At 60.0% G+C, this 26,274-nt stretch carries 24 protein-coding genes and 1 tRNA gene; 13 read left to right on the top strand and 12 right to left on the bottom strand.

Annotated elements, in window-relative coordinates:
• Positions 1-9: 9 nt before the first annotated feature.
• The 6 genes from plsX to DI396_RS05340 all read left to right on the top strand — a co-directional run bounded on the left by plsX (position 10) and on the right by DI396_RS05340 (position 5,121).
• A complete protein-coding gene (gene plsX, locus DI396_RS05315; RefSeq protein WP_110795139.1) occupies positions 10-1,131 on the top strand; it encodes a phosphate acyltransferase PlsX in 1,122 nt (373 codons plus the stop codon).
• Positions 1,132-1,134: 3 nt separating this feature from the next.
• Positions 1,135-2,109: a beta-ketoacyl-ACP synthase III gene (locus DI396_RS05320; RefSeq protein WP_110795140.1), complete on the top strand. Its 975-nt coding sequence runs from the start codon at positions 1,135-1,137 to the stop codon at positions 2,107-2,109.
• A gap of 191 nt (positions 2,110-2,300) precedes the next feature.
• Positions 2,301-2,603: an integration host factor subunit alpha gene (gene ihfA, locus DI396_RS05325; RefSeq protein WP_110795141.1), complete on the top strand. Its 303-nt coding sequence runs from the start codon at positions 2,301-2,303 to the stop codon at positions 2,601-2,603.
• 12 nt (positions 2,604-2,615) lie between these two features.
• Positions 2,616-3,803 carry a MerR family transcriptional regulator gene (locus DI396_RS16685; RefSeq protein WP_235851752.1) on the top strand — a complete coding sequence of 396 codons (1,188 nt, stop codon included), beginning with the start codon at positions 2,616-2,618 and terminating at the stop codon, positions 3,801-3,803.
• A 61-nt stretch (positions 3,804-3,864) separates the two neighbouring features.
• Positions 3,865-3,941, top strand: a tRNA-Pro gene (locus tag DI396_RS05335).
• A 100-nt stretch (positions 3,942-4,041) separates the two neighbouring features.
• Positions 4,042-5,121: a 2'-deoxycytidine 5'-triphosphate deaminase gene (locus DI396_RS05340; protein ID WP_110795142.1), complete on the top strand. Its 1,080-nt coding sequence runs from the start codon at positions 4,042-4,044 to the stop codon at positions 5,119-5,121.
• A gap of 3 nt (positions 5,122-5,124) precedes the next feature.
• Here DI396_RS05340 and DI396_RS05345 read toward each other — a convergent pair whose 3' ends face one another.
• The 8 genes from DI396_RS05345 to DI396_RS05380 all read right to left on the bottom strand — a co-directional run bounded on the left by DI396_RS05345 (position 5,125) and on the right by DI396_RS05380 (position 14,275).
• A complete protein-coding gene (locus DI396_RS05345) occupies positions 5,125-6,588 on the bottom strand; it encodes a GGDEF domain-containing protein (RefSeq protein ID WP_110795143.1) in 1,464 nt (487 codons plus the stop codon).
• 203 nt (positions 6,589-6,791) lie between these two features.
• On the bottom strand, positions 6,792-7,025 hold the full coding sequence (locus DI396_RS05350) for a hypothetical protein (RefSeq protein ID WP_110795144.1): 234 nt from the start codon (positions 7,023-7,025) through the stop codon (positions 6,792-6,794).
• Between the two features lie 87 nt (positions 7,026-7,112).
• Positions 7,113-7,775: an SMC-Scp complex subunit ScpB gene (scpB, locus tag DI396_RS05355; protein ID WP_110795145.1), complete on the bottom strand. Its 663-nt coding sequence runs from the start codon at positions 7,773-7,775 to the stop codon at positions 7,113-7,115.
• A gap of 4 nt (positions 7,776-7,779) precedes the next feature.
• A complete protein-coding gene (locus DI396_RS05360; RefSeq protein ID WP_110795146.1) occupies positions 7,780-8,577 on the bottom strand; it encodes a segregation and condensation protein A in 798 nt (265 codons plus the stop codon).
• 6 nt (positions 8,578-8,583) lie between these two features.
• Positions 8,584-9,615 (bottom strand): beta-N-acetylhexosaminidase, encoded by a 1,032-nt coding sequence (gene nagZ / locus DI396_RS05365; RefSeq protein WP_235851753.1) that lies wholly within the window; start codon positions 9,613-9,615, stop codon positions 8,584-8,586.
• A complete protein-coding gene (locus DI396_RS05370) occupies positions 9,591-10,997 on the bottom strand; it encodes an SPOR domain-containing protein (protein WP_235851754.1) in 1,407 nt (468 codons plus the stop codon). The genes nagZ and DI396_RS05370 overlap by 25 nt, the downstream gene beginning before the upstream one ends.
• Positions 10,998-11,076: 79 nt before the next feature.
• Positions 11,077-12,822 (bottom strand): arginine--tRNA ligase, encoded by a 1,746-nt coding sequence (argS, locus tag DI396_RS05375; protein ID WP_110795384.1) that lies wholly within the window; start codon positions 12,820-12,822, stop codon positions 11,077-11,079.
• Positions 12,823-13,096: 274 nt separating this feature from the next.
• A complete protein-coding gene (locus DI396_RS05380) occupies positions 13,097-14,275 on the bottom strand; it encodes a deoxyguanosinetriphosphate triphosphohydrolase (RefSeq protein WP_110795147.1) in 1,179 nt (392 codons plus the stop codon).
• A 180-nt stretch (positions 14,276-14,455) separates the two neighbouring features.
• Here DI396_RS05380 and DI396_RS05385 point away from each other — a divergent pair, with 180 nt between their 5' ends.
• Positions 14,456-14,779 (top strand): HesB/IscA family protein, encoded by a 324-nt coding sequence (locus DI396_RS05385; protein WP_110795148.1) that lies wholly within the window; start codon positions 14,456-14,458, stop codon positions 14,777-14,779.
• A gap of 380 nt (positions 14,780-15,159) precedes the next feature.
• Here DI396_RS05385 and DI396_RS05390 read toward each other — a convergent pair whose 3' ends face one another.
• From DI396_RS05390 to DI396_RS05405, 4 genes are all read right to left on the bottom strand, one after another.
• The gene (locus tag DI396_RS05390; RefSeq protein WP_110795149.1) at positions 15,160-15,984 is read right to left on the bottom strand and encodes an IclR family transcriptional regulator; all 825 of its coding nucleotides are present in this window, start codon (positions 15,982-15,984) and stop codon (positions 15,160-15,162) included.
• A 139-nt stretch (positions 15,985-16,123) separates the two neighbouring features.
• On the bottom strand, positions 16,124-18,238 hold the full coding sequence (locus DI396_RS05395; RefSeq protein WP_235851755.1) for an acetate--CoA ligase family protein: 2,115 nt from the start codon (positions 18,236-18,238) through the stop codon (positions 16,124-16,126).
• Positions 18,239-18,261: 23 nt separating this feature from the next.
• Positions 18,262-19,428: an acyl-CoA dehydrogenase family protein gene (locus DI396_RS05400; RefSeq protein ID WP_110795151.1), complete on the bottom strand. Its 1,167-nt coding sequence runs from the start codon at positions 19,426-19,428 to the stop codon at positions 18,262-18,264.
• Between the two features lie 30 nt (positions 19,429-19,458).
• Positions 19,459-20,673, bottom strand: coding sequence for a CaiB/BaiF CoA transferase family protein (locus DI396_RS05405; RefSeq protein WP_110795152.1), 1,215 nt, complete (start codon positions 20,671-20,673; stop codon positions 19,459-19,461).
• A gap of 156 nt (positions 20,674-20,829) precedes the next feature.
• Between DI396_RS05405 and DI396_RS05410 the strand changes: the two genes are divergently transcribed.
• The 6 genes from DI396_RS05410 (at position 20,830) to DI396_RS05435 (ending at position 26,197) form a co-directional block, all read left to right on the top strand.
• The gene (locus DI396_RS05410; RefSeq protein WP_235851756.1) at positions 20,830-22,245 is read left to right on the top strand and encodes an acetate--CoA ligase family protein; all 1,416 of its coding nucleotides are present in this window, start codon (positions 20,830-20,832) and stop codon (positions 22,243-22,245) included.
• Entirely contained in the window at positions 22,242-22,913 is a 672-nt protein-coding gene (locus tag DI396_RS05415; RefSeq protein WP_110795153.1) for an acetate--CoA ligase family protein, read from the top strand. The genes DI396_RS05410 and DI396_RS05415 overlap by 4 nt, the downstream gene beginning before the upstream one ends.
• A complete protein-coding gene (locus DI396_RS05420; RefSeq protein ID WP_235851757.1) occupies positions 22,910-23,410 on the top strand; it encodes a MaoC/PaaZ C-terminal domain-containing protein in 501 nt (166 codons plus the stop codon). The genes DI396_RS05415 and DI396_RS05420 overlap by 4 nt, the downstream gene beginning before the upstream one ends.
• Positions 23,407-24,549 (top strand): acyl-CoA dehydrogenase family protein, encoded by a 1,143-nt coding sequence (locus tag DI396_RS05425; protein WP_110795155.1) that lies wholly within the window; start codon positions 23,407-23,409, stop codon positions 24,547-24,549. Before DI396_RS05420 ends, DI396_RS05425 begins: the two co-directional genes overlap by 4 nt.
• Positions 24,550-24,615: 66 nt before the next feature.
• Positions 24,616-25,788 carry an acetyl-CoA acetyltransferase gene (locus tag DI396_RS05430; protein WP_110795156.1) on the top strand — a complete coding sequence of 391 codons (1,173 nt, stop codon included), beginning with the start codon at positions 24,616-24,618 and terminating at the stop codon, positions 25,786-25,788.
• Between the two features lie 4 nt (positions 25,789-25,792).
• Positions 25,793-26,197 (top strand): Zn-ribbon domain-containing OB-fold protein, encoded by a 405-nt coding sequence (locus tag DI396_RS05435; RefSeq protein ID WP_110795157.1) that lies wholly within the window; start codon positions 25,793-25,795, stop codon positions 26,195-26,197.
• Positions 26,198-26,274 lie beyond the last annotated feature (77 nt).

The raw sequence follows: 26,274 nt of genomic DNA on the forward strand, positions 1-26,274 counted from the left end.
AGCGCCGTTATGACCGCTCTCAAGGATCCAATCCCTGCGGACACGCGCGCCAGCGACCAAAAGATTATTATCTCGGTTGACGCAATGGGCGGCGACCGTGGGCCGGCGGCTGTTGTCGCCGGCATTTCGCGTTCTGCCAAGAAGAACGATGAAATTGGTTTCTTGCTGCACGGTCCGAAGGACACGCTCGAAAAACTCGTCGCCAAACGCAAAAATCTTGCGGGGCGATGCGAGATTCGCCATGCCGCCGATGTGGTGACCATGGATGACAAACCCAGCCAGGTGATGCGTCACGGCAAAGGCACGTCGATGTGGTCCGCGATTGATGCGGTGCGGGCGGGCGAGGCCACGGTCTGTGTGTCTTGCGGCAACACCGGTGCGCTGATGGCGCTTTCAATGGTGCGCCTGCGCAAGTTGCCCGGCGTCAACCGCCCGGCCATCGCGATTTTATGGCCCTCGCGCAATCCCCAAGGTTTCAACGTCATGCTCGACGTCGGCGCCGACATCCGCGCCGATGCGCAGGATTTGCTGCAATATGCTATGATGGGGTCAAGCTATGCCCGCAATGGCCTTGGACTGACGCGCCCGCGCGTCGGGTTGCTCAATGTCGGGACCGAAGAACACAAAGGCCGCGCCGAGCTCAAGGAAGCCCATGAGTTGATCGCAGGCGTTGCAGACCGCGCCAATATCGAATTCGTCGGTTTTGTCGAAGGCGGCGACATTCCGGGCGACAAATGCGACGTGATCGTCACGGACGGGTTCACCGGAAATGTGGCCTTGAAAACCGGCGAAGGCACCGCGAGCCTGATTGGCGACCTTTTGAAAGGCGCGTTCCAATTCTCGCCCCTGTCACGTTTGGCGGCGGTTCTGGCCTTTACATCCATGCAGCGGTTGAAAAAACGCATCGACCCGCGCCGCGTCAATGGCGGCGTTTTCTTGGGCCTCAATGGGACCGTGGTGAAATCACACGGGTCCGCCGATGCCATGGGCGTATCGGCGGCGGTGAAGCTGGCGTTCCAACTGGCGCGCTCGGGCTTTTCCGATAAACTCGCCGCGCGGGTTGCATCCGCCACCACACTGGCCCAAGATGCCCCGAAAAGCGCCGATACGGCCAGCCAGAACGGAAAATAAAACATGACCAAACGCGCCGTTGCCACAGGTGTCGGATCTTACCTACCCGAACGCATTGTCCCCAATAGCGAGTTTGAAAAGTCCCTCGACACATCCGACGAATGGATTCGCACCCGCTCGGGCATCGAGCGGCGCCATTTCGCCGCCGAGGGGGAGCACACATCCGATTTGGCCGCCAATGCCGCCCGCGCCGCGTTGCAAGACGCCGGATTGGTCGCCAATGATATCGACGCCATCATCGTCGCCACCTCGACCCCGGATCTGACCTTCCCCTCCGTCGCCACGATGGTACAGGAAAAAATCGGCATGACGCGCGGCTATGGCTTCGACGTGCAAGCGGTCTGTGCCGGTTTCATCTTCGCGCTCAGCAATGCCAATGCTCTGATTGTCTCCGGCCAAGCCGACCGCGTTTTGGTCATCGGTGCCGAAACCTTCAGCCGCATCATGGATTGGGAGGATCGCGCCACTTGCGTCCTCTTTGGCGATGGCGCGGGGGCCTTGGTGCTTGAGGCGGCAGAGGGCGCAGGCACGCCGGCGGACCAAGGTATTCTGGCCACGGATTTGAATTCTGACGGCCGCTACCGCGACATGCTCTATGTGGATGGCGGCGTCAGCAGCACCGGCACCGCCGGAAAGTTGCGTATGCAGGGCAACCCGTTGTTTCGGCAAGCGGTGGAAAAACTAACATCCACGGCGCATCGCACCTTGGAAAAATCCGGCCTGACAGAGGCCGACGTCGATTGGATTGTTCCGCATCAAGCCAATATTCGCATCATCCAGGGCACCGCTAGAAAAATGGGTCTGCCGATGGAAAAAGTCGTTGTCACCGTGCAAGACCACGGCAATACCTCGGCCGCTTCGATCCCCTTGGCCTTGGCAGTGGGCGTCCAACGGGGCCAGATCAAGCGCGGCGATCTTTTGGTTGCCGAAGCCATTGGCGGCGGGTTGGCATGGGGATCGGTGGCGCTGCGGTGGTAGAGCGCCGTTGAACGACCGTTGACCTGCGCGAAACGCTCCAAAAATCGATTTTTCGGGGCGAATTTTCCCGCCCTTCCTAAACCGCCCCGCCAAACAGCATCTTTTCGCACATAAACCGCTACCGCCAAGTCGTTGATATTGACTCGGAAATTCCAATCGCCCTATGGTTGGAAAAATCCGAGGGGGATAGAATGAGTGAAAAGACGTTAACCCGCATGGACCTGAGCGAAGCTGTATTTCGTGAGGTCGGACTTTCCCGCAATGATAGCGCGCAATTGGTCGAGAGCCTTCTTGAACACATGTCCGATGCGTTGGTCAAAGGCGAGCAAGTGAAAATTTCGTCTTTCGGCACATTCTCGGTGCGCGAAAAAGCCGCCCGCGTTGGGCGCAATCCCAAAACCGGAGAAGAAGTGCCCATCAACCCGCGCCGGGTCCTGACCTTTCGTCCGTCGCACTTGATGAAAGATCGCGTCGCTTCCGGCAACAAACGCTAAGGACCGCTTGGCATGACCAAGAGCGCCAATGCGTTCCGCACCATCAGCGAGGTGGCCGAATGGCTGGACACGCCCGCGCATGTCCTGCGATTCTGGGAAAGCAAATTCAGCCAGATTAAGCCCGTCAAACGGGCCGGCGGGCGGCGATATTACCGCCCTGCCGATATGCAGTTGCTTGGCGGCATCAAGAAGCTCTTGCATGAGGATGGGTTAACCATCAAGGGCGTGCAAAAAACCCTGCGAGAGCATGGGGTTAAACATGTCGCGGCCCTGTCGCAGCCTCTGGACGAATTGACCGCAGCAGAGATGGCCGAAAGCGGCGAAACCATATCGACCACGCAACGCGATAACACATCAGATCCGGTCCAGTCGGATCCCATCACGTCGCCTATAGCCGCAGCAGATGCCGAAGCCGCCGTTGAGTCGCAGGACAGCACGGATGAAGCGCAAATCCATCTTGACGCGCCAGCGCAGCCAAACCCCACCGCCGACGTGGTGCCCTTCGACATCCCTACCGCCGCGCAGGCTCTGAGCGACCCGGACGAGAGTGCCCAGGAGGACACCCCCGTCGCCGCCGGAACGCACCTGTCGGTTGAGGATACGGATGCCACGCCTCAGGGCGACCTCTTTGCCGGCGCGCCAGATGGCCCCGCCGCTGTGCCAGATACGGCAACGCCAGACGCCGGTCCACACACAGGACCAGATGCCGGCAACGACATGCCGCTGGTCAACACTGCCGATCCTGTCGACCTTACGGCGTCCGAATCACAGGAAGCTGAAACCGACACGCCAGCGGCCCCCGATCTGGCCGACACTATTCCGATCGGATCCGACCCGGCGCCGCGCGAAGCGGATCTGTCTCCCGGCCCCTCGCCATCCGTGCCGATAGCCGAAGATTCCGCCGCCCCGTATACCGCAGAGGACGCGCCCGCGCCGTCTGAACCGCCCGCAGTTGAACCACAGCCGGCCGGCGATGCAGAAACCGCCGCCCCCACAGATGTGCCGCCCCCCGCACCGCAGGTCATTGCCGTCGATGTTCCGGCTGACCCCGGCGATGATATCGCGGCCCCCAGCGGGATCTTAACGCAGTTCGCACGTCTCAGCGGACCGCTCCGCGCCGACGTCGCATTTGAAATGGCCCCGCTGCGCGACCGGCTGTCCGCATTGGCCGCGCGCATGGGCGGCGGCACGCAAGAGTAATCAAAAAAGTGGTTTTTCCCTCTTGCTCCTGCCCCCAAAACCAGTATGAAGCCCTCATCGTCGGGCTATGGCGCAGCCTGGTAGCGCGTCCGTCTGGGGGACGGAAGGTCGCAGGTTCGAGTCCTGCTAGCCCGACCATGATAAATCGCCCGTGGCCCCTGCGGCCCGGGCGTTTTTCATATCTGCCTGACCGGTTCAGGCATCTGGCGGCCCCCCGCCCAGTTCGAGGAGACCCGCGATGACCGGCGTATTGGCCAGCCAGCAAATCCAAACCCTGATCGACACCGGAGCCTTATCCGCCAGCCCCCCGATTGATCCTGCACAGGTTCAACCGGCGAGCCTTGATCTGCGCCTTGGCACCCGCGCTTGGCGGGTTCGGGCCTCGTTCCTAACCGGTGAAGGCCGCAGCGTCGCAGAGCGACTCAACGAATTCGAGATGCATCAAGTCGATTTGACCGAGGGCGCGGTGCTGGAAAAAGGCTGCGTCTATGTGGTGCCGCTGATGGAACGCCTTGCCCTGCCCGAGGGGTTGCAGGCGGTTGCCAATGCCAAAAGCTCGACCGGACGGCTCGATCTGCTCACCCGCCTGATCACAGATGGCGGCACCGAGTTTGACCGGATCACGCCGGGGTATACCGGCCCGCTGTATGCCGAGATTTGCCCGCGCAGTTTTTCGGTTCTGGTCCGCCCGGGTATGCGGCTGAACCAGATCCGGTTTCGCGACGGACAAGCCATTGTCGACGATGTTGCTCTGCGCGCGCTCCATGCCGAGACACCGCTTGTCGATGGGGACGCGGTGATCATCGACGAGGGCCTGGGATTTTCCGTCGATCTGCGGCCTGCCTCCGGCGATCTGGTCGGGTATCGCGCCAAACCGCATACCGGGGTGATCGATCTGGACCGGATCGGAGCCTATGATCCGGCGGAATATTGGGAAGAGGTGCGCAGCACCGAAGGCCGCGTGATCCTTGATCCGGGGGCGTTTTATATCCTCGTCAGCCGCGAGGCTGTGTGCATCCCACCCGATTATGCCGCCGAAATGGCCCCCTATCTGGCAATGGTCGGTGAATTTCGGGTGCATTACGCCGGTTTCTTCGATCCCGGATTCGGCCATAGCCCTGCAGGCGGTGCGGGATCACGCGGGGTGCTTGAAGTGCGCTGTCACGAAGCCCCTTTCGTGTTGGAACACGGGCAAGTCGTGGGACGGTTGGTCTATGAAAAAATGGCCGCGCGGCCGGCGCAACTTTATGGCACCGGCATTGCCTCCAATTACCAAGGGCAGGGTCTCAAATTGTCGAAACACTTCAAATCGGTTTAAAGCTCAAGCTTCCCGGACAAGGATTTCGTGCGCGTCGATCGGAAGCGGAGACACACGCTCATCACCATAGCGCACGGCATTGGGCAGGTCTCGCCAATAGGTGACGCGATTACGCCCCATATCTTTAGACCAATAAAGCGCGCGATCTGCGCGGGTGATCGCAGAATCCAACGACTCTTCTGATCTGTCCATAAGCGTGACCCCGAATGAGGCCGTAAATCTGTCAACCTCGCCAGCGGGATCAGCCAAGTCGTCAATAATTCGGCGCAAATCCTGCGCTACGATCTCAAGATCCTTTTCATCGACATCATGGAGCAAAGCCAGGAACTCTTCCCCGCCCCAGCGCGCCAATACATCCCGATCCCGCAGGCGTTTGCGCAGGGCATTGCTCACCTCTCCGAGGATGCGGTCACCAGCCTTGTGCCCATACCGATCATTGACCGATTTGAAATGGTCGAGGTCAATCAAAACCACCCCAAGGTCACGTTGGCGGTGCAAGGAATTGAAATACGAATCGAGCCCATGACGGTTCGCCGCTCCGGTCAACGGGTCTATCAGAGCGATTCTAACGAGATCGCGTTCAACCTTGCGTCGGCGGCGGTCGATCCTGTCATATACCCGCGATGTGATGATGTTCATGACCCCAATGAGCCACAAGGTCAGCGCAAACAATACATTCTGCAATGTCGCCGAAAAGTGATCGCCGCTCCAATGATCGGCAGCGATGCCTAATAACAATAGGCTACTCATTAATATTTGCGTCCGCGCGATAAGACCGACAGGCGTGTCACTGAGCACCATACGATAGATGCGCCGATGCGCAAAAATCGTCGCCGTGCCAAGCGTCAATGGCACGATTGCCACCAATGTCACCGGCGACATCGCCCCAAACAGAACACCAATATTGAACACATACCCCGCCATCCCGAGAAGCGCGATAAATATGGCCGCCATCGACGCAACCATCGCCAATCTTGGCGCTCTGGCATATAGCAACAGGGAGATCGCCAAAAGCCCGGTGCTCATGGCGGTATTATCGCCCGTTTCGACCCAATCCACGCTGGCACCAGCCCCCACCACGGTTTCGAAGACCCGGCTGACCGGCCGCGTTACGGAACCGAAGGCAATTTCAAGCAATCTTGCGGCGCTCAAACCGATCACCGTCACCAAAGCAACTTTGCGTAGACGCGTCACAGGCTTCAACAGCCTGTGGGTCAACACGCAAAACCCAAGCAACAAGAGCATGAAGGCGGTCAAAGGGTGGGTGCCAGGATAATCGGGCACAGGTCGGTGAATTTGGCTTTGGAACCAATACCCGGACAACACCGTCAACGCGACGACGATCGCGATCGCCGCCAAAAACGGCCGCGCCCGATGCGCCATGCCGACATAACTATAGGTTATGTTCCTTGCGTAAGACCGCAAACCGTCGACCTCCGGCATGGAGGACGGAAATATGTATTTCATCCCCGGCAAGGGAGCGGGCCTTGATAGGGGACTACAGCCAAAATCAAACTGACTGTTGTCAGCGGAGGGAAAACTACAACCATCGAAGCCACTCAGTTTATAAAATCACATCAGAATGGCATCACTCTGCGCCAGCATGGTAAACATCCGGTAAACTTGGTTTACAATGTCACGCATCCGCAGCAACGGCTGGGAGATGTTGGCTAGAACCGGCCGATCCGGCGCATCAAACGGGTGCTTTGACGCATCCGTTTTCCCGTATTGCCGCCCTGAACCTGCGGCGCGGACGGGGGCGTGTCGCCCTGCCCTGCTTTGCTCTGTTTTGATTTGTCACCGCCGATACGCGACAAACTGTTCATCCCGACGCCGATACCTTTATTGACCACACGGCGCATCACCTGCCGCATGACCATATTAATCACTTGATTGACGTTCATTGCATTGCTCCTGCCTTGATGGCCCAAAGGCCCTTGGACTTAGTATAGCATGAAACATGCCAATTTCACGGCCCTCCCCCGAACAATTTACGGCAGTTCGATCACATCATCGTCTTCGAACAGGTCATCTTGCTCCGCATCCTCGGGTTCGTCGCCGGCATCTGCTCCCATTGGCGCGGGACGACTTTCCAAAAGCCCTGCCGCGCGCAATTCCTTAAGCCCCGGCAAATCGCGGGCATTCTCAAGCCCGAAATGATCGAGGAAGTTTTCCGTGACCACAAACGTCACCGGCCGGCCCGGCGTCATCCGGCGGCGGCCAAAGCGGATCCATTCCATCTCGATCAGCTGATCAATCGTGCCGCGGCTGACCGAAACGCCACGAATTTCCTCGATCTCGGCGCGGGTGCAGGGTTGGTGATAGGCGATGATTGCCAGTGTCTCAATCGCCGCGCGGCTCAGCTTGCGGGTTTCGACGGTTTCCTTTTGCATCAAGAACCCAAGATCCGGCGCGGTGCGGATCGCATAGGCATCGCCAACGCGCACAACATGCACGCCGCGGCCTTCATAGCGTTTGGTCAGATAGACCAACGCTTCTTTCGGCTCGGATCCATGTGGCATACGCGCTTGCATATCCCGCACGGACACCGGTTCGGCGGTCGCAAACAAAATCGCCTCGATCATCCGCTCTTGTTCGGCCATCGGCGGCGCTTCGAACAGGCTCTCTTCTTTGTCGTCTGCGTGTTCGCTCATGCTGTTAATCCTTCCGCCTGACCTGCACCGGCGCAAATGTCTCGTCTTGGCGGATCTCGGCTTTACCCTCTTTAACCAATTCCAATGAGGCGGCAAAGGTCGCCGCCGTCGCCGAGCGGCGTTTGACCGGATCATCGCCCCACCCCTCGGGCAGCCACGTGTTGATATCGGTCCACTCCCCGGCAAACCCGATCAAACCCCGCATCCGGCCAAGCGCCTCTTCCATCGTGTAAACGCTATCACGATCCATAACGAACGGGCGAAATTCATCCCGCGTGCGAATCCGCGCATAGGCCTGCATCAGATCTAAAAGCGTGGCAGTATAAGTGACTTTTTTAATCCGCTCGACAGTCTCCGGCACGCCGCGCGCAAAGAAATCCCGCCCCATTTGATCGCGCGCCATAAGACGCGCCGCCGCATCGCGCATGCCTTGCAACCGCTCCAACTGAAATGCCAGATGCGCGGCCAATTCTTCGCCCGAGGGACCGTCCTCTGTCGGGTCCGGCGGCAACAACAAACGTGATTTCAAAAATGCCAACCACGCGGCCATCACAAGGTAATCGGCGGCCAACTCCAATCGCAACTGCTTGGCCTTTTCGACAAAGGCAAGATATTGCTGCGCCAGATGCAGAACAGAAATCTTACGAAGATCAACCTTTTGGCTGCGTGACAGGGTCAGCAAAACATCGAGCGGGCCTTCGAACCCGTCCACATCAACGATCAGCGCCTCCGCAGCCAGCCGTTCGGCCACACGGTCTTGCGTCTCGCGATCCTGCGCATCAAAAAGCCCTGTGTCCGCCATGCACCCTCAGCCGTGTAAACGCCCACCAATAAGCGCTTCAAGCTGGGCGTTGAGGGCCGAAATGTCAACAGGATCCGGGGTTTTGCGCAGGGCCATGGCCGCGTCGGCGCGCTTCTGCGCCGTGGCTGTCATACGGCCTGCCGCCTCGGCCACCTCGCGCATTTCGCTCATCGCGCCATTGCAATGCAAAATCACGTCGCATCCCGCCGCAAGCGCGCTACGCGACAATCCCCCCAAAGGACCACTGAGCGCCTTCATCGAAATATCGTCGGTCATGAGCAAGCCGCCAAACCCGATCTCGGTGCGGATCACCTGCATCATACGCGGCGAAAGCGTCGCGGGCATCGGATCGATCGCCGAATACACCAAATGCGCGGTCATCCCCAACGGCAAATGGTTCAGGGCTTTGAAAGGTGCAAAATCCACCTCGTGCAGGATCTCGGCCGGCTCTGACACCACCGGCAATTCCAGATGGCTGTCGGCGCGCGCCCGCCCGTGGCCGGGAATATGTTTCACAATCGGCAAGACGCCACCATCCAAATGCGCCTGTGCTACCGCAGCACCGATCTTGGAAACGCTTTGTGCATCAAAGCCATAGCAGCGGTTTTTAAGAAACGGATGGGTGCCGTCGTCGGCCACATCGACCATCGGGGCGCAATTGCTGTCGATGCCGAGGCTGCGCAATTCGGCAGCGATGATTGCATATCGCAAATACATCGCGCGCGGCGCGGCCTCGGCCCCAGCGGCACCAATATGCTCAAGCGGCGGTTGCCAATCAGAGGCCAACGGCGGGCGCAGGCGCTGCACACGGCCACCCTCCTGATCAATGGTGATCATCGCCTCACGGCCCACACAATCGCGCAGCTCAGCGCACAGCGCGCGCACTTGTTCCGCAGTGTCGATATTGCGTGCAAAAAGGATAAAGCCAAAAGGGTTCGCCGATTTGAAAAAGGCCTTCTCGGACTCTGTCAGACGCAGGCCGGAAAGGCCGAAAATCGTCGCGCCGAAAGCACTCATCGCGTCGCCACGGGGAAACATTCGACCCCTTCGGACACAAATGCAGCGCAGAAGCGGCGGGCCTCGTTGATGTCGTCAAATCCATGGGCGCGCAGCCGGTAGAAAACCCGCCCACCGCTTGTGGCTTGTTGCACGACCAGAGATTTACCCTCAAGCAGATCCCCGAACCGCGCATCCAGTTTATGCCATCCGGCCCGTGCACCATCGGCGGTATCAAATGTGCCAAGCTGCGCCAAACGGGTGCCAACCGGAAGGCTGGCGGCGTCGATCTCTCCGGCGCGGGCGGCGGATTTGAGCGCCGCCTCAACCGGTCCACTGGCCGAGGCCTTTTGCAACCCGGCGGGCCGCAAGCGTGGGCGCAAGCTGCGGGCCAAACCGCTTTTCGGCGCGGGGGTTACGACCTTTGCCGGCGGGGCCACGGCAACAATGGGTGCGACAACAGAAGCCGAGGCCTTGATCGGCGCGGTTTCATCCATCGGCGTAGACCCTGCGGCCAATTGCGCGGCCAGAGCTTGAATATCGGCCAATTTGCCTTGCGGCAAAGCGGCACCGCCAGCCGAAATGTCGACCTGCGCCGCCTGTGGTGCCTGTGGTGCAGCCGGAACAGCCCCTGCCACGGCAGGCGTGTCTTCGGCGGTCAAATCCACCGGTTTAGGGGCCAACACAAGCCGGTCTGCCGGCTTCGCAGCGGCCCCTTCCGCAGCAACCTGATTGACCGAAAACCCTTGATAATCTGCGGGTCTTCCGCCGGGGGTTTCGGGGGCGACGCGCATCGGCCCTGCGGCGGCGCGGATCACCGGCACGCCGGACACATCGCGCGCCAAAAGTTTATAACCCCAGACACCAAGCCCGACCACCAAAGCCAATGACACCACCGCGCCCGCGAGGTTGGCCATACGCTGCGCCCCTGCGGCGCTTGGCATCCGGGCCGAAGACATCAAAGCGGCGGCCATCGTCGGCGCGGCGCTCTGCGGAGCGTGCTCCGCAGGTTGGGCGCCTTGGCCGGCATATTGGGTCTGCGCTGCATATTGGGACTGCGCCGCATCATCCGCCGCATGACTCTGCGCTGCGATCTCCGGTTGCGGTGCGAAATAGCCTGCGGTCACGCGCAAAGCCTGTGGGGTTTCGGACGCTTGTGAGACCTGCGGCGCATGGGCAGAAGCCTGTTGCACCGCATCATACTGTGGCTCTGCATAGGTCTGGGCGGCCTGCGCCGCGGGCACATATGCCGCCGCCGGCTCAACCTCTTCGGGGTGCCCCTGCCCCTGCGCATGTTGCGCATTTGAACCATAACCGCGCGATGCGGCAGGCGCCGAACGCGCATAGGCCGGATGTTGGGATGGATCGAAAGTCGTTGCCTGTTTGGGCGCACGCGCTGCGCCCGTCACACGGATATCCGCCATTTCTTCGCCTCACTGCCCGTGCGATACGTTGCCGCCGGTGCTTATCTAATGCCTGCTCGACACCGGCGAAGGCGCGCTTTTATCGCATCTCTTTCGCCGGAGTTACGCCCAGAATACCAAGACCTGCGGAAATAACAACGCTTGTGGCCTTTGCGAGGGCAATTTTTGCCGATGTGGCATCCGTGTTTCCCTCTTGCAAGAACCGCAGCTCTGGCGTGTCATTGCCACGGTTCCACAGCGCATGGAAATCCGACGCAAGCTCATAAAGATAAAAGGCGATGCGGTGCGGCTCGTTGGTGCGGCCGGCGATTTCCACCAAACGCGGCCATTCGGCGATCTTCTTGGCCAATGTCAGCTCTGCCTCATGGGTGACACCGGACAAGTCCGCCGCCGCCAAATCAGCATCGGTAAATGTCATGCCCGCCTCGGCGGCCTTGCGCAGAACCGAATGCACCCGCGCATTGGCATAGTTCACATAGAACACAGGGTTGTCTTTGGATTGCTCCATCACCTTGTCGAAATCAAAATCCAAGGGCGCATCGTTTTTGCGCGTCAACATATGAAACCGCGTCACATCGCGGCCCACTTGATCCACCACGTCGCGCAGGGTGACAAAGGTCCCTGCCCGTTTTGACATTTTGAACGGTTCGCCGTTTTTGTAGAGCTTCACCAATTGCGTCAGCTTGACATCAAGCGGCACGCGATTGTCCGACAAAGCCGCCACCGCCGCCTTCATCCGTTTGACATAACCGCCGTGATCGGCGCCAAACACATCGATGAGCATATCGAACCCGCGCTCAATCTTGTCGAAGTGATAGGCAATATCAGGCGCAAAGTAGGTCCAGCCGCCATCGGATTTTTGCACCGGACGATCGACGTCATCGCCATAGTCGGTGGATTTGAACAAGGTCTGCTCACGCGGCTCCCAATCTTCGGGCAGCTTGCCCTTGGGGGGCTCCAACGTGCCGCGATAAATCAAACCTTTGGCGTCGAGCGCCTTTAACGCCGCCTCAATCCGGCCGGTGCCATAAAGCGATTTTTCAGAGTAGAACACATCCATCTCGACGCCAAGCGCCTTGAGGTCGCCGCGAATGAGATCCATCATCGCATCGGTGGAATACACCCGCACCTCTTGCAACCAGACCTCTTCGGGCTGATCGACATAGGCACCGCCAACTTTGTCCTTAAGCGCCGCGCCCACCTCGACAAGATATTCGCCCGGATATGTGCCTTCGGGAAAGGCAACCTCTTGGCCGTGGGCCTCAAGGTAGCGCAGATAAACCGAACGCGCCAAAACATCGACCTGCGCGCCGCCATCATTGATGTAATATTCGCGGGTGACGTCATATCCGACGTAATCAAGCAGCGAGGCCAAAGCATCGCCAAACACCGCGCCGCGTGTGTGACCCACATGCATCGGGCCGGTGGGGTTGGCCGAGACATATTCGACATTCACGCGTTTGTTTTGCCCCATATCGGACCGGCCATATGCCGTGCCCTGTTTCAAAGCGGTGCGAAGAACCCCGTGCCACAGGTCCGCATCAAGCCGCAGGTTCAAGAACCCCGGCCCCGCCACCTCGGCGGAAACAACACGCGGATCATTGCCCAAACGGGTCGCCAGAGCATCGGCAATATCGCGCGGTTTCATCTTTGCCGGCTTGGCCAGAACCATGGCCGCATTGGTCGCCATATCCCCATGCAACGGATCGCGCGGCGGTTCGACCGCGACATTGGCGAAATCAAGCCCCTCGGGCAACGCGCCCTCGGCTTGCATCGCGTTGAGCGTTTCAATCACAAGGGTGCGAATTTGGGTAAAGAGGTTCATGGCGGCGTCCTTCTGGCTTAGCATGCGGTTTAGCACGGGCAGCGGTGCCGTCAATGTCCGCCGCCGCAAAACCGCCGCGCAGCGCCCAAGCACGACAAGCCGGCGCATCCCCCACATAATATACTGGGCTCAAATATGCCGGTCTTTGCACAGCAGCCGCAGTTGTCAGCTTGGCCAAGCCGCCAGACGCGCGGGACAGCGGCGCAAATGCCGCTCTGTTGAACACCTTTTCCCCGTTATGCAAAACATGCCGCCAGAGACCGCCGTTCAATTTTTAGAGCACCCCGCCCAAGAGCCGCTCGTGTTCTTGAATGGCGAAACGGTCGGTCATGCCGGCGATATAGTCACACACGATCCGCGCCAAGGCGACCTCACCCTGCGCTTCGGCCACGTCTTTGCGCCATTGCTTGGGCAACAACTCCGGTTCTTCCAGAAACAGCGGGAATAATTCATTGACCACGCGGGTCACTTTTTTGCGCATCGCCACCACATCGGGGGCGCGATACATCCGTTCGAACAAAAACTGCCGAATGACTTTAAGCTGCGTCCAAAGATCGGGGGAAAACTGCACCATCATTCGACCCGCATGGCGCACATCTTCGGCCGATTGCGGCGCGGCTTCGGCCAATCGCGCGCGGCTGACGTCAATCACATCTTCGACCAAAATCCCGAAAAACCGGCGCAAGGCTTCATGGCGGCGGCGATAGTAATTCAGGCCCGGATAAATCCGGTCCACTTCGGCGAAACAGCCGTTCACGATTGGCAATTCGGCCAGCTCATCGGTGGAGAACAGTTCCGCCCGCAATCCGTCATGCAGATCATGGTTATTGTAGGCAACATCATCGGCCAAGGCCGCAACCTGCGCTTCGGCACTGGCATGGGTGTGCAACTCCAGATCATGGCGTTTGTCATATTCGGCCAAAGCCCAAGGAATATCGCCGGTCACCGGACCATTATGTTTGGCAATGCCCTCTAAGGTTTCCCACGTCAGATTCAACCCGTCCCATTCCGCATAGTGCCGTTCCAGAGAGGTGACGATGCGGATCGCCTGCGCATTGTGATCAAATCCGCCGTAGGGCTGCATCAGCGCCGCCAAAGCATCCTCGCCGGTGTGACCAAAAGGCGTATGACCCAAATCATGTGCCAATGCGACGGCCTCGGTCAGTTCAGGATTCAATCCCAAAGCGCCGGAAATCGTCCGCGCCACCTGCGCCACCTCAATCGAATGGGTCAAACGCGTACGAAAATAGTCCCCCTCATGCTCGATAAACACCTGGGTTTTGTGCTTCAGTCGGCGAAATGCGCTGGCGTGGATGATCCGGTCGCGGTCGCGTTGGAACGGCGAGCGGAACACGCTTTCTTCCTCGGCGAACAAGCGCCCGCGTGTCGCCCCCGGATCAGAGGCGAAAACGGCGCGCGGCGTCGGCTGATAGCTCACAGGATCGTGGGGCACGGGATCAGTTTCCTTGTCGGCAGCGGTGACGCACCCTATATTGGCACTGTTACGACTGCTTATAGACGAGCGGCGCGGATCGAAAAACCGGAACAAACGCGAACAGCGACGCCTAAACGTTTCTTTTCGCGCGAAAATCCTGCATATCGGCGCTGCCGCGCGCCCAACGGAGATGCCACGATGAACCTGCCCCCAAAAGTCACAGAGCGCGCCTATGCCCGTTTGGCTGAAATTGGCGCTGCGGATCAAGGTCAAGCCCTGCGTGTGGCGGTCGAAGGCGGCGGCTGCTCCGGTTTTCAATATGAGATCAAATTAGACGCCCCCGCAGGGGATGATTTGATCTTGGAAGGTAGCGGCCAACAGGTCTTGGTTGATCCGGTCTCCCTGCCCTTTCTGGCCGGTGCCACAATTGATTTCACCGAGGAATTGATCGGGGCGCGATTTGTCATCGACAACCCCAACGCCAGCAGCGCCTGCGGATGCGGCACATCCTTCTCGATGTAAGCGGTTTCGCGTTGCCAAACCAAACCCGAACGATCCAGAGAAACGCCGCGATTTAAAAACCTGTGCCTTGACGATGTCATGTCGATGGGGACCGCAGGCGGGTATCTTTGGCGTCTCGAATAGACGCCCCTCACCTATTATCGCGGTCACCCTGATCCCTGCGGCTGGTGCCTTTCAAGCGCCACGGAAACCCTTCTGCCCTATATTGATACCGGTGGCATGTCGGAAACCTTGACGATTGTGACAAGTCAACGCTTGGCGAAATGATCACCCGAACCACATTTTTGCGGCCTCGAGAAAGGTTCTCATCTCCCAGTTTCTGTGAACATGCGGTTCAAGATTTGCCCCTTTTTGCCGCGCCAACCGCCAGATCCCGGCGTTCAAAAACTCATCTGAACGGCGCATTTTTGTTCGGGCCGAGGCATCCGCTTGCCCAGATGGGTCAGGATTTCCTCTCGCATGATTTTGACGATCTCCGCCTCCGCCCGCAGGATGGTCTCCGTGGGGGCGGCCACGCCGACCGCAAACAGCCGCGAATCCAGATGGTTCGGGAAGGGCATCGAGATCAGCCCAGCCCCTTTCACGACTTGGTCCGTTGAACGGTAATAGCCTTTGGCGCGGGTCTCCTCCATCGAGGCGAGGAAGGCCTTGATGTCCACGGCAGGGGTATCCGGCGCGCGATAGGCGTTTATTTTGCGGAGCATGCGGCAGATCTCGTCCTCATTGAAACGGCTCATCAGAACACGGCCGACGCCGGAGTTCCCCAGAGGACGGCGGGTGCCGAGCGATATGTGATGGATCGGCGACTTCTTTGGCCGAATGACCTGAACATATTGTGCCTCGTCGCCGTTCTTGGTTGCCAGGATCACCGTGTTTTTCGTGCGCACAGAAATGGCCTTAAGCAGTTTTTGGATCGTGCCCTCGCCAAATAGGTCCGGGTTCATCCATGATCCCAGAAGCGGCACCTGCTCTGTTGGAAAGTAGCTTTTGCGCTTGGCGTCATGCGCCAGAAAGCCGAGTTTCACCAAGCTCTTCAATAAAGCCGACGTGCTCGACTGCGGGTAGCCCAGCTTTTTGGAAATCTCGACCACGGTTAGCGGCCTGCGCATTTCGTCGAAGAAAACCAAAGTCTCGCAAGTGCGTGCAACCGACTTCACGATGTGATTGTCGTTCGCGCAACTTGTTGATTGACGTAACTCCTCCATAATTCCCACTCCTCCCGTGCGATTATATGAATGCCATTCCAAAAATAATGGCGAGGCGCGCAATCCCTGTCAATGATTTCGAGTCTTGCCGAATGCCGCCGGCAAGACGTTGCTGCGTTTTTCGAGTGGTCAGCTGCCCCTAAGGAGCCTCGGGGCCAGCCGGGATGATCACGGCGTCGGCGGCCACCGCGCCCTGCCCCTGCGCCCCGACGATCAGAGGGTTCACGTCGATGGATTCCAACGCCGCGCCATGATGTGCCGCGTAAGCTGACAGGCGCGCCAAGGCCTCTGCCAAGGCATCGATATCGCGTTTGGGCACCCCGCGAAAATCATCAAGCAGCTTGCGTGCGCGGATCTCGTCGATCATGCGACGGGCCTCGGCAGGACCGAAAGGCGCGACCCGAAAAGACACATCTTCAAGTGCCTCGACCAACACCCCGCCGAGGCCGAACATCACGACCGGACCAAAGACCGGATCCTGGGCCACGCCCAGAATTGCCTCAAGACCCGGCGCCGCCTGCTCGGCCACAACCAATCCCTCGATCCGCGCATCAGGCACCTTTTCGGACGCCAGTTTTAGTATCCGCGCGCCTGCGGAGCGGACCTCTTCAGCCGAACGCAGGTTCAACGCCACACCACCAATATCGGATTTGTGCAAGATATCGGGCGATGCGATTTTCAAGACAACCGGATAGCCCATTTCGTCAGCGGCCGCCGCTGCGGCGTCGGGGGTTTCGGCAAGGGTTTCGCGCACGATTCCGATGCCCGCTTCTGCCAGCAAAGCCTTGGCTTTGATCTCGTTGACCATTCCATCAGGCAAGGGCGAGAGCTTGGGCAGATCCGGCACGGGATCGGATTCGCGCAGGCGCTGGAACGACCGAGCAAAATACCGCAGCGCCGCCATGGCGCGCACCGCGCGGGTTGCTTCCTCGAACACGATGAAACCCGACCGTTCATACGCCGCCCGTCCCTCCGGCTCTGTCAGCGAACAGAACAACATTGGCCGGCCAGGATATTTCTCGCGGCTCCGCTCAAGCCCGCTGCGGATGGCCTCATTGAGGTCGGAGACCAGCCCGACCGTGGACATGAAGATAATGGCACCGTCGATATCGCCATCCCCAAACAACACATCCATGTTGGTTTCCAACAAATCGATCTGGTTCACCAGTTGCGCCGTCACATCCACCGGATTGCGCACACCGGCAAAGGGCAACACCTCTTTCAGCTTTTTTTGCGCATGATCGGGCAGAGCCGGCACCTCGAGACCGTATTCCTCGGCCTCATCGGCCATCAACACCCCGACACCGCCCGACACAGTGACGAGGCCAAGCCGGTCGCCATTCATCAACGAACTGCTCCCGGAACAGGCATAGGTCACATCGAACATCTCATCGACCGATCGGGCACGGTAAACGCCGTATTGACGGAAAACCGCATCATAGATGGCATCGGATCCCGCCAAGGAGGCGGTGTGCGATTGCGCCGCCTCGGCACCCACCGCGCTGCGCCCCACTTTCATCATCACCACCGGTTTGGATTTGGCCCGCGCCAGTTCCAGCGCTTCGATCAACCGGTCACGGTCTGTCGCCCCCTCAAGATAGCCCATGATCACCCGGGTATTTTCATCCTCAGCGCAATAGGCCACGGCATCGGCAAAATCGACGTCACAGGAATTGCCGGTCGTCGCCCAGATGTTGACCCCCAGGCCACGCATCCGCACCAGCGTCATGCAGTATGACCCGAAGGCCCCGCTTTGGCTGACAATCGACACATCGCCGGACCGGGGCAAATGCGTCTCAACCCCCGGGGTGAATGTGGCGTAAAGATTGTGGCGCACATTGGCGATGCCCAAGCAGTTCGGCCCAACCAACCGCATGCCCCCCTCGCGCGCGATGTCGACCATCCGCGCCTGAAGCGCCGCGCCCGCGCTATCGACCTCGGAAAAACCGGAGCTGAAGATCACCGCGCCCCCGACACCGCGTGCCGCGCAATCCTCGACCGCCTTGACGGCCAAAGGCGCCGGCAAGGCAATCACGGCCAGATCCGGCGTTTCCGGCGCCTCGGAGATCGACGGATACGCCGTCAGCCCCTGCACCACCGGTGATTTGGGATTGATTGGAAAAATCGGACCGGCGAAGCCGTGACGCTTGAGGAAATCCACCGGCCGTCCGCCGATACGTTTGGGATCGCTTGAGGCACCGATCACGGCAACAGAACGCGGGGCAAAAATGGCATCCATTCCGTCAATTCGCATGGGTATTCTCCTTGGGCACTAGATTAATAGGATTTGGGCAGGCCAAGCGCGTGCTCGGCGATGAAGGACAGAACGAGCTGCGGTGTCACGGGCGCGATGCGGAACAATATGGCTTCGCGCACCAAGCGTTCGACATGGTATTCCTTGGCATATCCAAAACCGCCGAATGTCAGCTGTGCGGTCTGCGTCGCCTTGACCGCCGCTTCGCCCGCGAGGTATTTGCCCGCGTTGGCCTCGTTTCCGCAGGGCTTGCCGGCGTCGTAAAGCGCGCCTGCGTTCATCGCCATAAGATTGGCGGCCTCCAACTCGGCCCAGCAGGTGGCCAACGGATGCTGCACGCCTTGGTTCTGACCGATCGGCCTGCCAAAGACGACACGTTCATTGGCGTAATCGGCGGCACGGCGTAGCGCATTGCGCCCGATGCCCACCGCTTCGGCAGCGATCAGCACCCGTTCCGGGTTCAGCCCGTGCAGGATCTGGCGAAAGCCCTGACCTTCCTCGCCGATCAGATCCTCGGCCGGAATTGGCAGCCCGTCGATAAAGAGCTCGTTTGAATCGACGCATTTGCGGCCCATCTTCTCGATCTCGCGCACCGTGACAAAGCTCCGGTCGAGATCGGTGTAAAACAGGCTGAGACCCTCGGTCGGTTTCTTGACTTCTTCAAGCGGCGTGGTGCGCGCCAAAAGCAGGATCTTATCCGCGACCTGAGCGGTGGAAATCCAAACCTTTTGCCCATGCACAACATAGCGGTCACCCTGGCGCACGGCGCGGGTTTTCAATTTGGTCGTATCGAGGCCGGTGGTCGGTTCGGTCACCCCGAAACAGGCCCTTTGCGCGCCAGCCACCAGCGGCGGAAGATACTTTTTCTTCTGGTCGTCGGTGCCGAATTTGACGACCGGATTGAGGCCGAAGATGTTCATATGCACCGCCGAGGCCGCGCTGTTGCCGCCACCGGATTCCGCGATGGCCTGCATCATGATGGCGGCGTCAACGATCCCAAGTCCGGCCCCGCCGTATTCTTCGGGGATGGCAATTCCCAGCCAACCATCGCGGGCCAGCTTTTGGTGCAACTCGTGCGGGAAGCCGCCTTCGCGATCCCGATTGAGCCAGAATTCATCGTCGAATTCTTCGCAAATCCGCAAGATCGCATCGCGAATTCCCTGTTGCTCGGACGTCATTTGATAGGTCATGTTTTTCTCCTCACTTCTCGCAAACTCCGATCAGGAGTCCGGTGCACCAACCGTGCCTTTGTTGATCAAAGCGGCAATCTGCCCGCTGTCGAAACCGAACTCTTCTAGAACCGAGCGGCTGTCGGCCCCCAATGCGCTGCGGCCAAGCCAGCGCAATCGCCCAGGCGTCTTGTCCAGCTTTGGCACCGGACCGACGACTTTGGTGTCGTCGCCTTCCACCCCCACAATGTCGCCGCGCGCAGCGATGTGCGGATCGGCCAGAATGTCATCCACATCATAGACCATCGCCGCCACGGCATCGTGAGCCTGAAAAATGTCGATCGCATCCTGGGCGTCATGCAGTGCAATGAACGCCCCTATCCGCTCGACAATCTCATCCATGTCCTTCGTGAAGCCTTCTAATGTCTGGAACTGTGGCTGCGCCGCCCACTCCGCACCGCCGGCCGCCTCAAGCAACCGCCGGCCGGTTGCAGCGCTTCCCGCGCTTATAGTGATCCATTTGCCATCCTTGGCACGGAACACCCCCGCCGGCGCATAGGAGTTGGGGGCCTGTAGCCCGTTTCGATCAACCGGCAGCCCCGCACCGGTGCGCGTCGGCACATGATAATCGATCAAGCGCAGCAGCGGCTCAAAGATAGCCAGATCCACCACCTGCCCGCGGGCGCTGCCGCTCTGCACCGCATGCAGCGCCATCATCGCGCCATAAGCCGCCATGAGGCCGGTAGTTGAATCCGCCGCAGGAAAGCCGGGATGCATCGGCGCGTTGTCGGCAAAGCCGGTCATATGGGCCAACCCGCTCATTGCCTCGCCCGCGCGGCCAAAGCCCGGCCAGGAAGCGCGCGGACCGGTTTGGCCATAGCCCGAGATCCGCACGATCACCAGATCGGGGTTCCACTCGTGCAAGACCTCCGGCGCCAGACCGGCCCGTTCGAGCACACCGGGGCGAAAATTCTCGATCAGGATTTGCGCATTTTCAACCAGCCGGCGCAACACCTCGCGCCCCTCCGCGGATTTCCAATCCAGCGCGACCAACCGCTTGTTCCGGGCCAAGGTTTTCCACCAGACGCCCACGCCATCCTTGGCCCGCGCGCTCAGAACCCGCAGCATATCGCCCTGCCCCGGGCGTTCGATTTTGATCACATCGGCGCCGAAATCAGAGAGCAAAGCACCGCACATCGGCGCGGCAATCACATGTCCCATTTCAATCACCCTGACGTCGCTCAGCGGCCCGTTTTTCGTGCTCACGCAAGTGCCTCCCAATATTCATTTTACGCTCGTCAAGCCCGAAATGCCCGACCCTGCACCGCCAGTTTGCTCAGAAGCAAAATCCATTGCGAGAAGAATCGAACGGTCGTTAGATCGTCGGGAGTGACGGAGAAAATTATCTTGACGGAGGGAAAAATGGCGGAGCAAGACACGAATCAATCGGCCGCAAACCGGCTTTCGGTGACGGAGGCCTTGGACGGATTGTTCGATCCCCGCACCATCGCCGTGGTCGGGGCGTCGCGCACCAAGGGCAAGTTGGGACAGGCCGTGCTGGCCTTGCTCAAGAGCAACGGATATGGCGGCAAAATCATTCCGGTGAACCCTTCGGGCGGCGAGATCGAGGGGCTTAAGGCGGCGCGCACACTGGAAGAGATCGAAGAGCCGATCGATGTGGTCATTCTGGCGACCCCGGTCAGCGTCGCGCTCGACGCGCTAGAGGTCTGCACGCGGCTCGATGTGAAAGTGGTTGTCGGCGTGACCTCCGGATTTTCGGAAGCCGGAGAGGATGGGCATGAGAACGAAGCACGTCTGCGCCGGATCATGCAGGACGCCCCCTTTCGGCTGGTCGGACCGAACTGCGAAGGCGTGGTGCGCCCAGCGTCGGATCTGCAACTGACGTTCAGCCCGATGTTCAACGGCCTTCGGCCCGGTCCCGTGGCGATGATTTCCCAATCCGGGGCGCTTGCGGGCCTTATGGCATTACGGCTTGGCGATCGCGGCGTTGGTATTAACGCCATCGTCTCCAGCGGCAACGAGACGGATCTGACGGCGGCGGATTTGCTAGACTATCTGGGCAATGATCCACAGACCCGCGTGGTTCTGTGCTATGTCGAGGAGCTGCGCGACGGGCGCCGTTTTGCCGAAGCGGCCCAGCGACTGACAAAGGCGGGTAAGCACGTCGTGGCCGTCAAGGGCGGGCGCAGCCGGGCCGGATCGCGCGCGGTTCAATCCCATACCGGCGCGATGGCTGGTGACGACCGTGTCATCAGCGCGGTCTTTCGTGAAACCGGTGTCATTCGCGCGCGCGAATCCGTGGCCGCCGTCGATGCGGTGACGGCCCTTGCGGCGGGACGTCGCCCTGCGGGCAACCGCGTCGGCATTATTTCCGTCACCGGCGGCCTTGGCGTCGAAATGACCGACCTTGCCGAAAGCGCCGGCTTCGAGGTGCCGGTGCTGGCCGAGGCGACGCAGACCGCATTGTCGCGCTATGTGCCGTTTTACGGATCGGTCTCGAATCCGGTCGATCTGACCGGTGTCGTCTTGACGAATCCCACCTATGTGGGCCGCTGCCTAGAGGCCGTCGCCGCCGATCCGGGCGTGGATATCGCCATCGCAATCATCACATTTGTGCCGGATCAACAGTTCATCGAGGCCTTGGCCGAGGCCTATGAGACCACCGACAAGCCGGTTTTGATCATTTGGACCGGGGCCGCGCGCAGCGATGCCTCGGGCGACTCGCTCCGCGATCGGGCCGTTCCTGTCTACGATTCGCCTGCACGGGCGGCATCGGGCCTATCGGCTCTTATGGCCATGAAAGGAGAAGTGGCATGACCCCCAGAGAGACACTTGAACACTGGCAGCGCGCCGGGCGCAGGGTGGTTCACGAGGCGGACGCGAAGGATCTGCTGCAACGGATCGGCGTGCCCGTGCCAACGCGCGACCCCGCCGAAGGCCCCTGTGTCGCCAAGCTGTGTCACGACGACTATCCGCATAAATCCGACCACGGGCTGGTCCGGTTGGGCCTTTCCCCGCAAGAGGCCGCACAGGCCACCGCCGAAATGTCCGCCCGCATTCCCGGAGGCACCCCGTTGATCGAGGCTATGGAAAACAATGCGGTGGCCGAGTGGATCATCGGTTGCAAACGCGACGACACCTTTGGCCCGATCATTCTGGCCGGTCCTGGCGGGATTTTGGTGGAATTGATCGACGCCGCAGAGATCCGTCTCGCACCCGCAGAGCCGCAAACCGCCGAAGCGATGTTAAATTCGGGGCCCGGCGCCAAGTTGCTGGCAGGTCTGCGCGGCGCAAAGCCCGCCGACAGTGCGGCTCTGGCGGACCTGATTTCGCGCATATCTGTTTTCTTCGCCGAAAACGCCGATCTGATCTCGGAAATTGAAATCAACCCTGTGATGGTTCGGGCCGACACCAAAGGATTGATTGCCGCCGATGCCTTGATCGTCTTGGCGCCTGCGGCGGAAAAACGGGAGCACGACACATGATACGCAAGCCATTCGGAGAGTTATCCGTAGGTCAGACCGGTATTTCAATCGGGCGCACGATGACCGAAACAGATGTGGTCAATTTTTGCATGCTCACGGGAAACTGGCTTGAGCTGCATTCCAATGTCGAACACGCCAAGAGTTCGCTTTATGGCCAGCGCCTTGTTCAGGGCAGCCTCGTGTTCTCGATCGTCAATGCAATGATCCCGTTCGACAGTTCTGTGCTCGCGGCCTTTTATGGCTGCGACAAGCTGCGTTTTTTGCGCCCTACTTTTATTGGCGACACCCTCTGGGCCCGCGTCGAGGTCGCGGACCTGAAGGATCACGATGAAAATCACGGCGTCGTGACCAGCAAGCTGGAAGGCATCAACCAGCGCGACGAAACGGTCCTGCGCTGCCAGTTCAGCCTGCTGATCCGCAAGTCCCGCCTCGACCATCCTGGCGAGCCACCCAAAATTCAGGCCGCCCGCGAAGAAAGCAAAGGAGAGAACGCATGAATTTTCTGACACCCGAACAGGAAATGTGGCGCGCCACCGTCGAACGTTTCATCGATGAAGAAATTGGCCGCGACTATATCCGCAAATGCGACCGTGAGCGCGAATACCCCTATGAGGCCTATGAAAAGGTGGCCAAACAGGGCTGGCTTGGCATCCTGTTTTCCGAGGAAAGCGGCGGACTTGGCGGCGACATCATGGATTACGCTTTGATGTGCGAGGGGCTGGCGAAATACGGTTTCGACTTCTCCACCGGTCTGATGGTGGCCACATTCACCGCGATGAATATCGAGAAATTCGGCACGCCCGAACAAAAAGAGCGCTATATCCAACCGTTCCTCGATGGCGATATCCGCTTCTCGATTTCGATTTCCGAACCCGGCGCCGGATCGGACGCGGCCTCGACCAAAACCCGCGCGCGGCGCGATGGCGACGGCTGGGTGGTCAAGGGGCAAAAACTCTGGTGTTCGGGCGCGAAGGCCGACAATGCGATCCTCGCCATGCTGACCCGCACCGACCCCGACGCGCCCAAACACAAGGGCCTGTCTGTATTCCTGATCCCCAACGACACCGAGGGTCTGGACATCCGCAAGCTGCCGACCCTAGCGCGGCGCGCGACCGGCACCACCGAGATTTTCGTCGATGATGCGAAACTGCCTGCCGATGCCCTGCTGGGCACCGAGAACGAGGGCTGGAAAATTATCACCGACCATCTGGAGTTGGAACGGGTGGCCGTGGCCGCCGCCTATGTCGGCAATGCCCAGACAGCGGTGGACGATGCCCTGCGGTACGCGCATGAAAGGATCCAGTTCGACAAACCGATCTTCGACTTTCAGGTGATCCGCCACATGTTGGCCGATATGCAAACACAGGTCGATGCCGCGCGGTTGCTGGTCTACCGCGCCGCCAGTCTGGCTGCGGCCAAGACGCCCTGCACACGCGAGGTCTCGATGGCAAAACTCTTCGCCTCAGAGACCTTGCAAACCGTCACGCGCAACGGCATGCAGATCCTCGGCGGCCATTCGATGTTGCCCGACGCAGATATGGAACGGTATTTCCGCGAAGGGATGCAAAGTACCATCGGTGGCGGAACCTCGCAAATTCAGCGTACACTCATCGCCAAGACCATGCGCCCGACCTGACACCGGGGACCGAATGGGACGTAATGAGGCGACCGGACACCACCGGCCAACAAGGAGAAACAACCTATGAAGAACGCACGCGATCCGGTGATCGTCGGCCTTGCTGACGCGCCAATCGAGGACGGCAAATTCGTCACCAAAGCTTCGGTTTTGGGCCATGCGGCCTTGGTGGCGAAGGCCGCCGTGGAAGAGGCCGGCCTGACGCTAGATGATGTTGACGGTCTTTTGACCGCCGGCATGTGGGGCGTGCCCGGGCCCGGTCAGCTCGCCACTGTAACATTGGGCGAATATCTGGGCATCATGCCAACCTACGTTGACGGTACCAATATCGGCGGCTCGGCGTTCGAGGCGCATGTCGCCCATGCCGCGATGGCGCTGCGCGAGGGCTATTGCGAGGTTGCGCTGATCGTTTACAGTTCTGATCAGAAATCCCTGCGCAGCCGCAATCTGGGCGGACGCCCTTCGGTTCTGTCAATGCAGCACGAAACGCCCTACGGGATGCCGACGCCTGTGGGCGGGTATGCGATGGCGGCGCAGCGTCACATGCACGAATATGGCTCCACCTCGGAAAATCTGGCCGAGATTGCCGTCGCCACCCGAAAATGGGCGCAATTGAACCCCGCCGCAACGCGGCGCGATCCGCTCACCATCGACGACGTTCTGTCCAGCACGATGATCTCGGAGCCGCTGCACCTGCTTGATTGCTGCCTTGTCACCGACGGGGCCGGCGCCATCGTGATGACCACCGCCGAGCGCGCCAAGGATCTCAAGACCAAACCGATCGCGGTCAAGGGCTATGGCGAGGCGCACACCCATTGGGCGGTTGCAGAAATGCCCGACCTTGCCCGCCTGCTGCCCGCGCAAAAGGCTGGCGAAACGGCGATGAAAATGGCCGGAGTCACCCATTCCGACATCGACGTGGTCGAGGTCTATGACAGTTTCACCATCACGGTTCTGCTCACCCTCGAAGCGCTGGGGTTTTGCAAGATCGGCGAAGGCGGCGATTTCGTATCGGGCCAACGCACAGCGCCCGGCGGCGCCTTCCCGATGAACACCAATGGCGGCGGTCTATCGGCGCTGCATCCGGGCATGTACGGGATGTTCCTGCTGATCGAGGCCAGCCGGCAATTGCGCGGCGACTGCGGCGACCGGCAGGTCACGGGCGCCGAAACCGCGCTGGTACATGGCACGGGGGGCACGCTGTCCTCCGGCGCGACCGTAATTTTGCAAAAGGACTGATCCGATGAGCATCGAAAAACCGCTTCCGGTGATCGACCATGACAGCGCGCCCTATTGGGAGGCCGCACGCGAGGGCCGGCTTGACATCCCGCTGTGCGGCGATTGCGGCAAGCATCACTTCTATCCGCGTGCAATCTGCCCGCATTGCCATTCCGACAACCTTAAATTCGACACGGTCAGCGGGCGCGGCGAGGTGCATACCTTTACCATCGCCCGCCGTCCGGCCGGACCGGCCTTTGCCGATGACGTGCCTTACGTCGTTGCCTTGATCGAGTTGGAAGAAGGTCCACGGATGATGAGCCGTGTCCAAACCGACGATCCCGAAGCCGTGAAGATCGGCGCCAAGGTCGAAGTGACCTTCGTGAAGGCCACCGATGAGGTCACCTTTCCCTACTTCAAGATGATCTGAGACAACGGACACAGGTCCGCGACACCAAACCCAAAAGGGCCGCCGCAGGTATTCTGCGGCGGCCCTTTTATATGAAG

It is taken from the genome of Litorivita pollutaquae (assembly GCF_003205515.1).
Lineage (GTDB): Bacteria > Pseudomonadota > Alphaproteobacteria > Rhodobacterales > Rhodobacteraceae > Litorivita > Litorivita pollutaquae.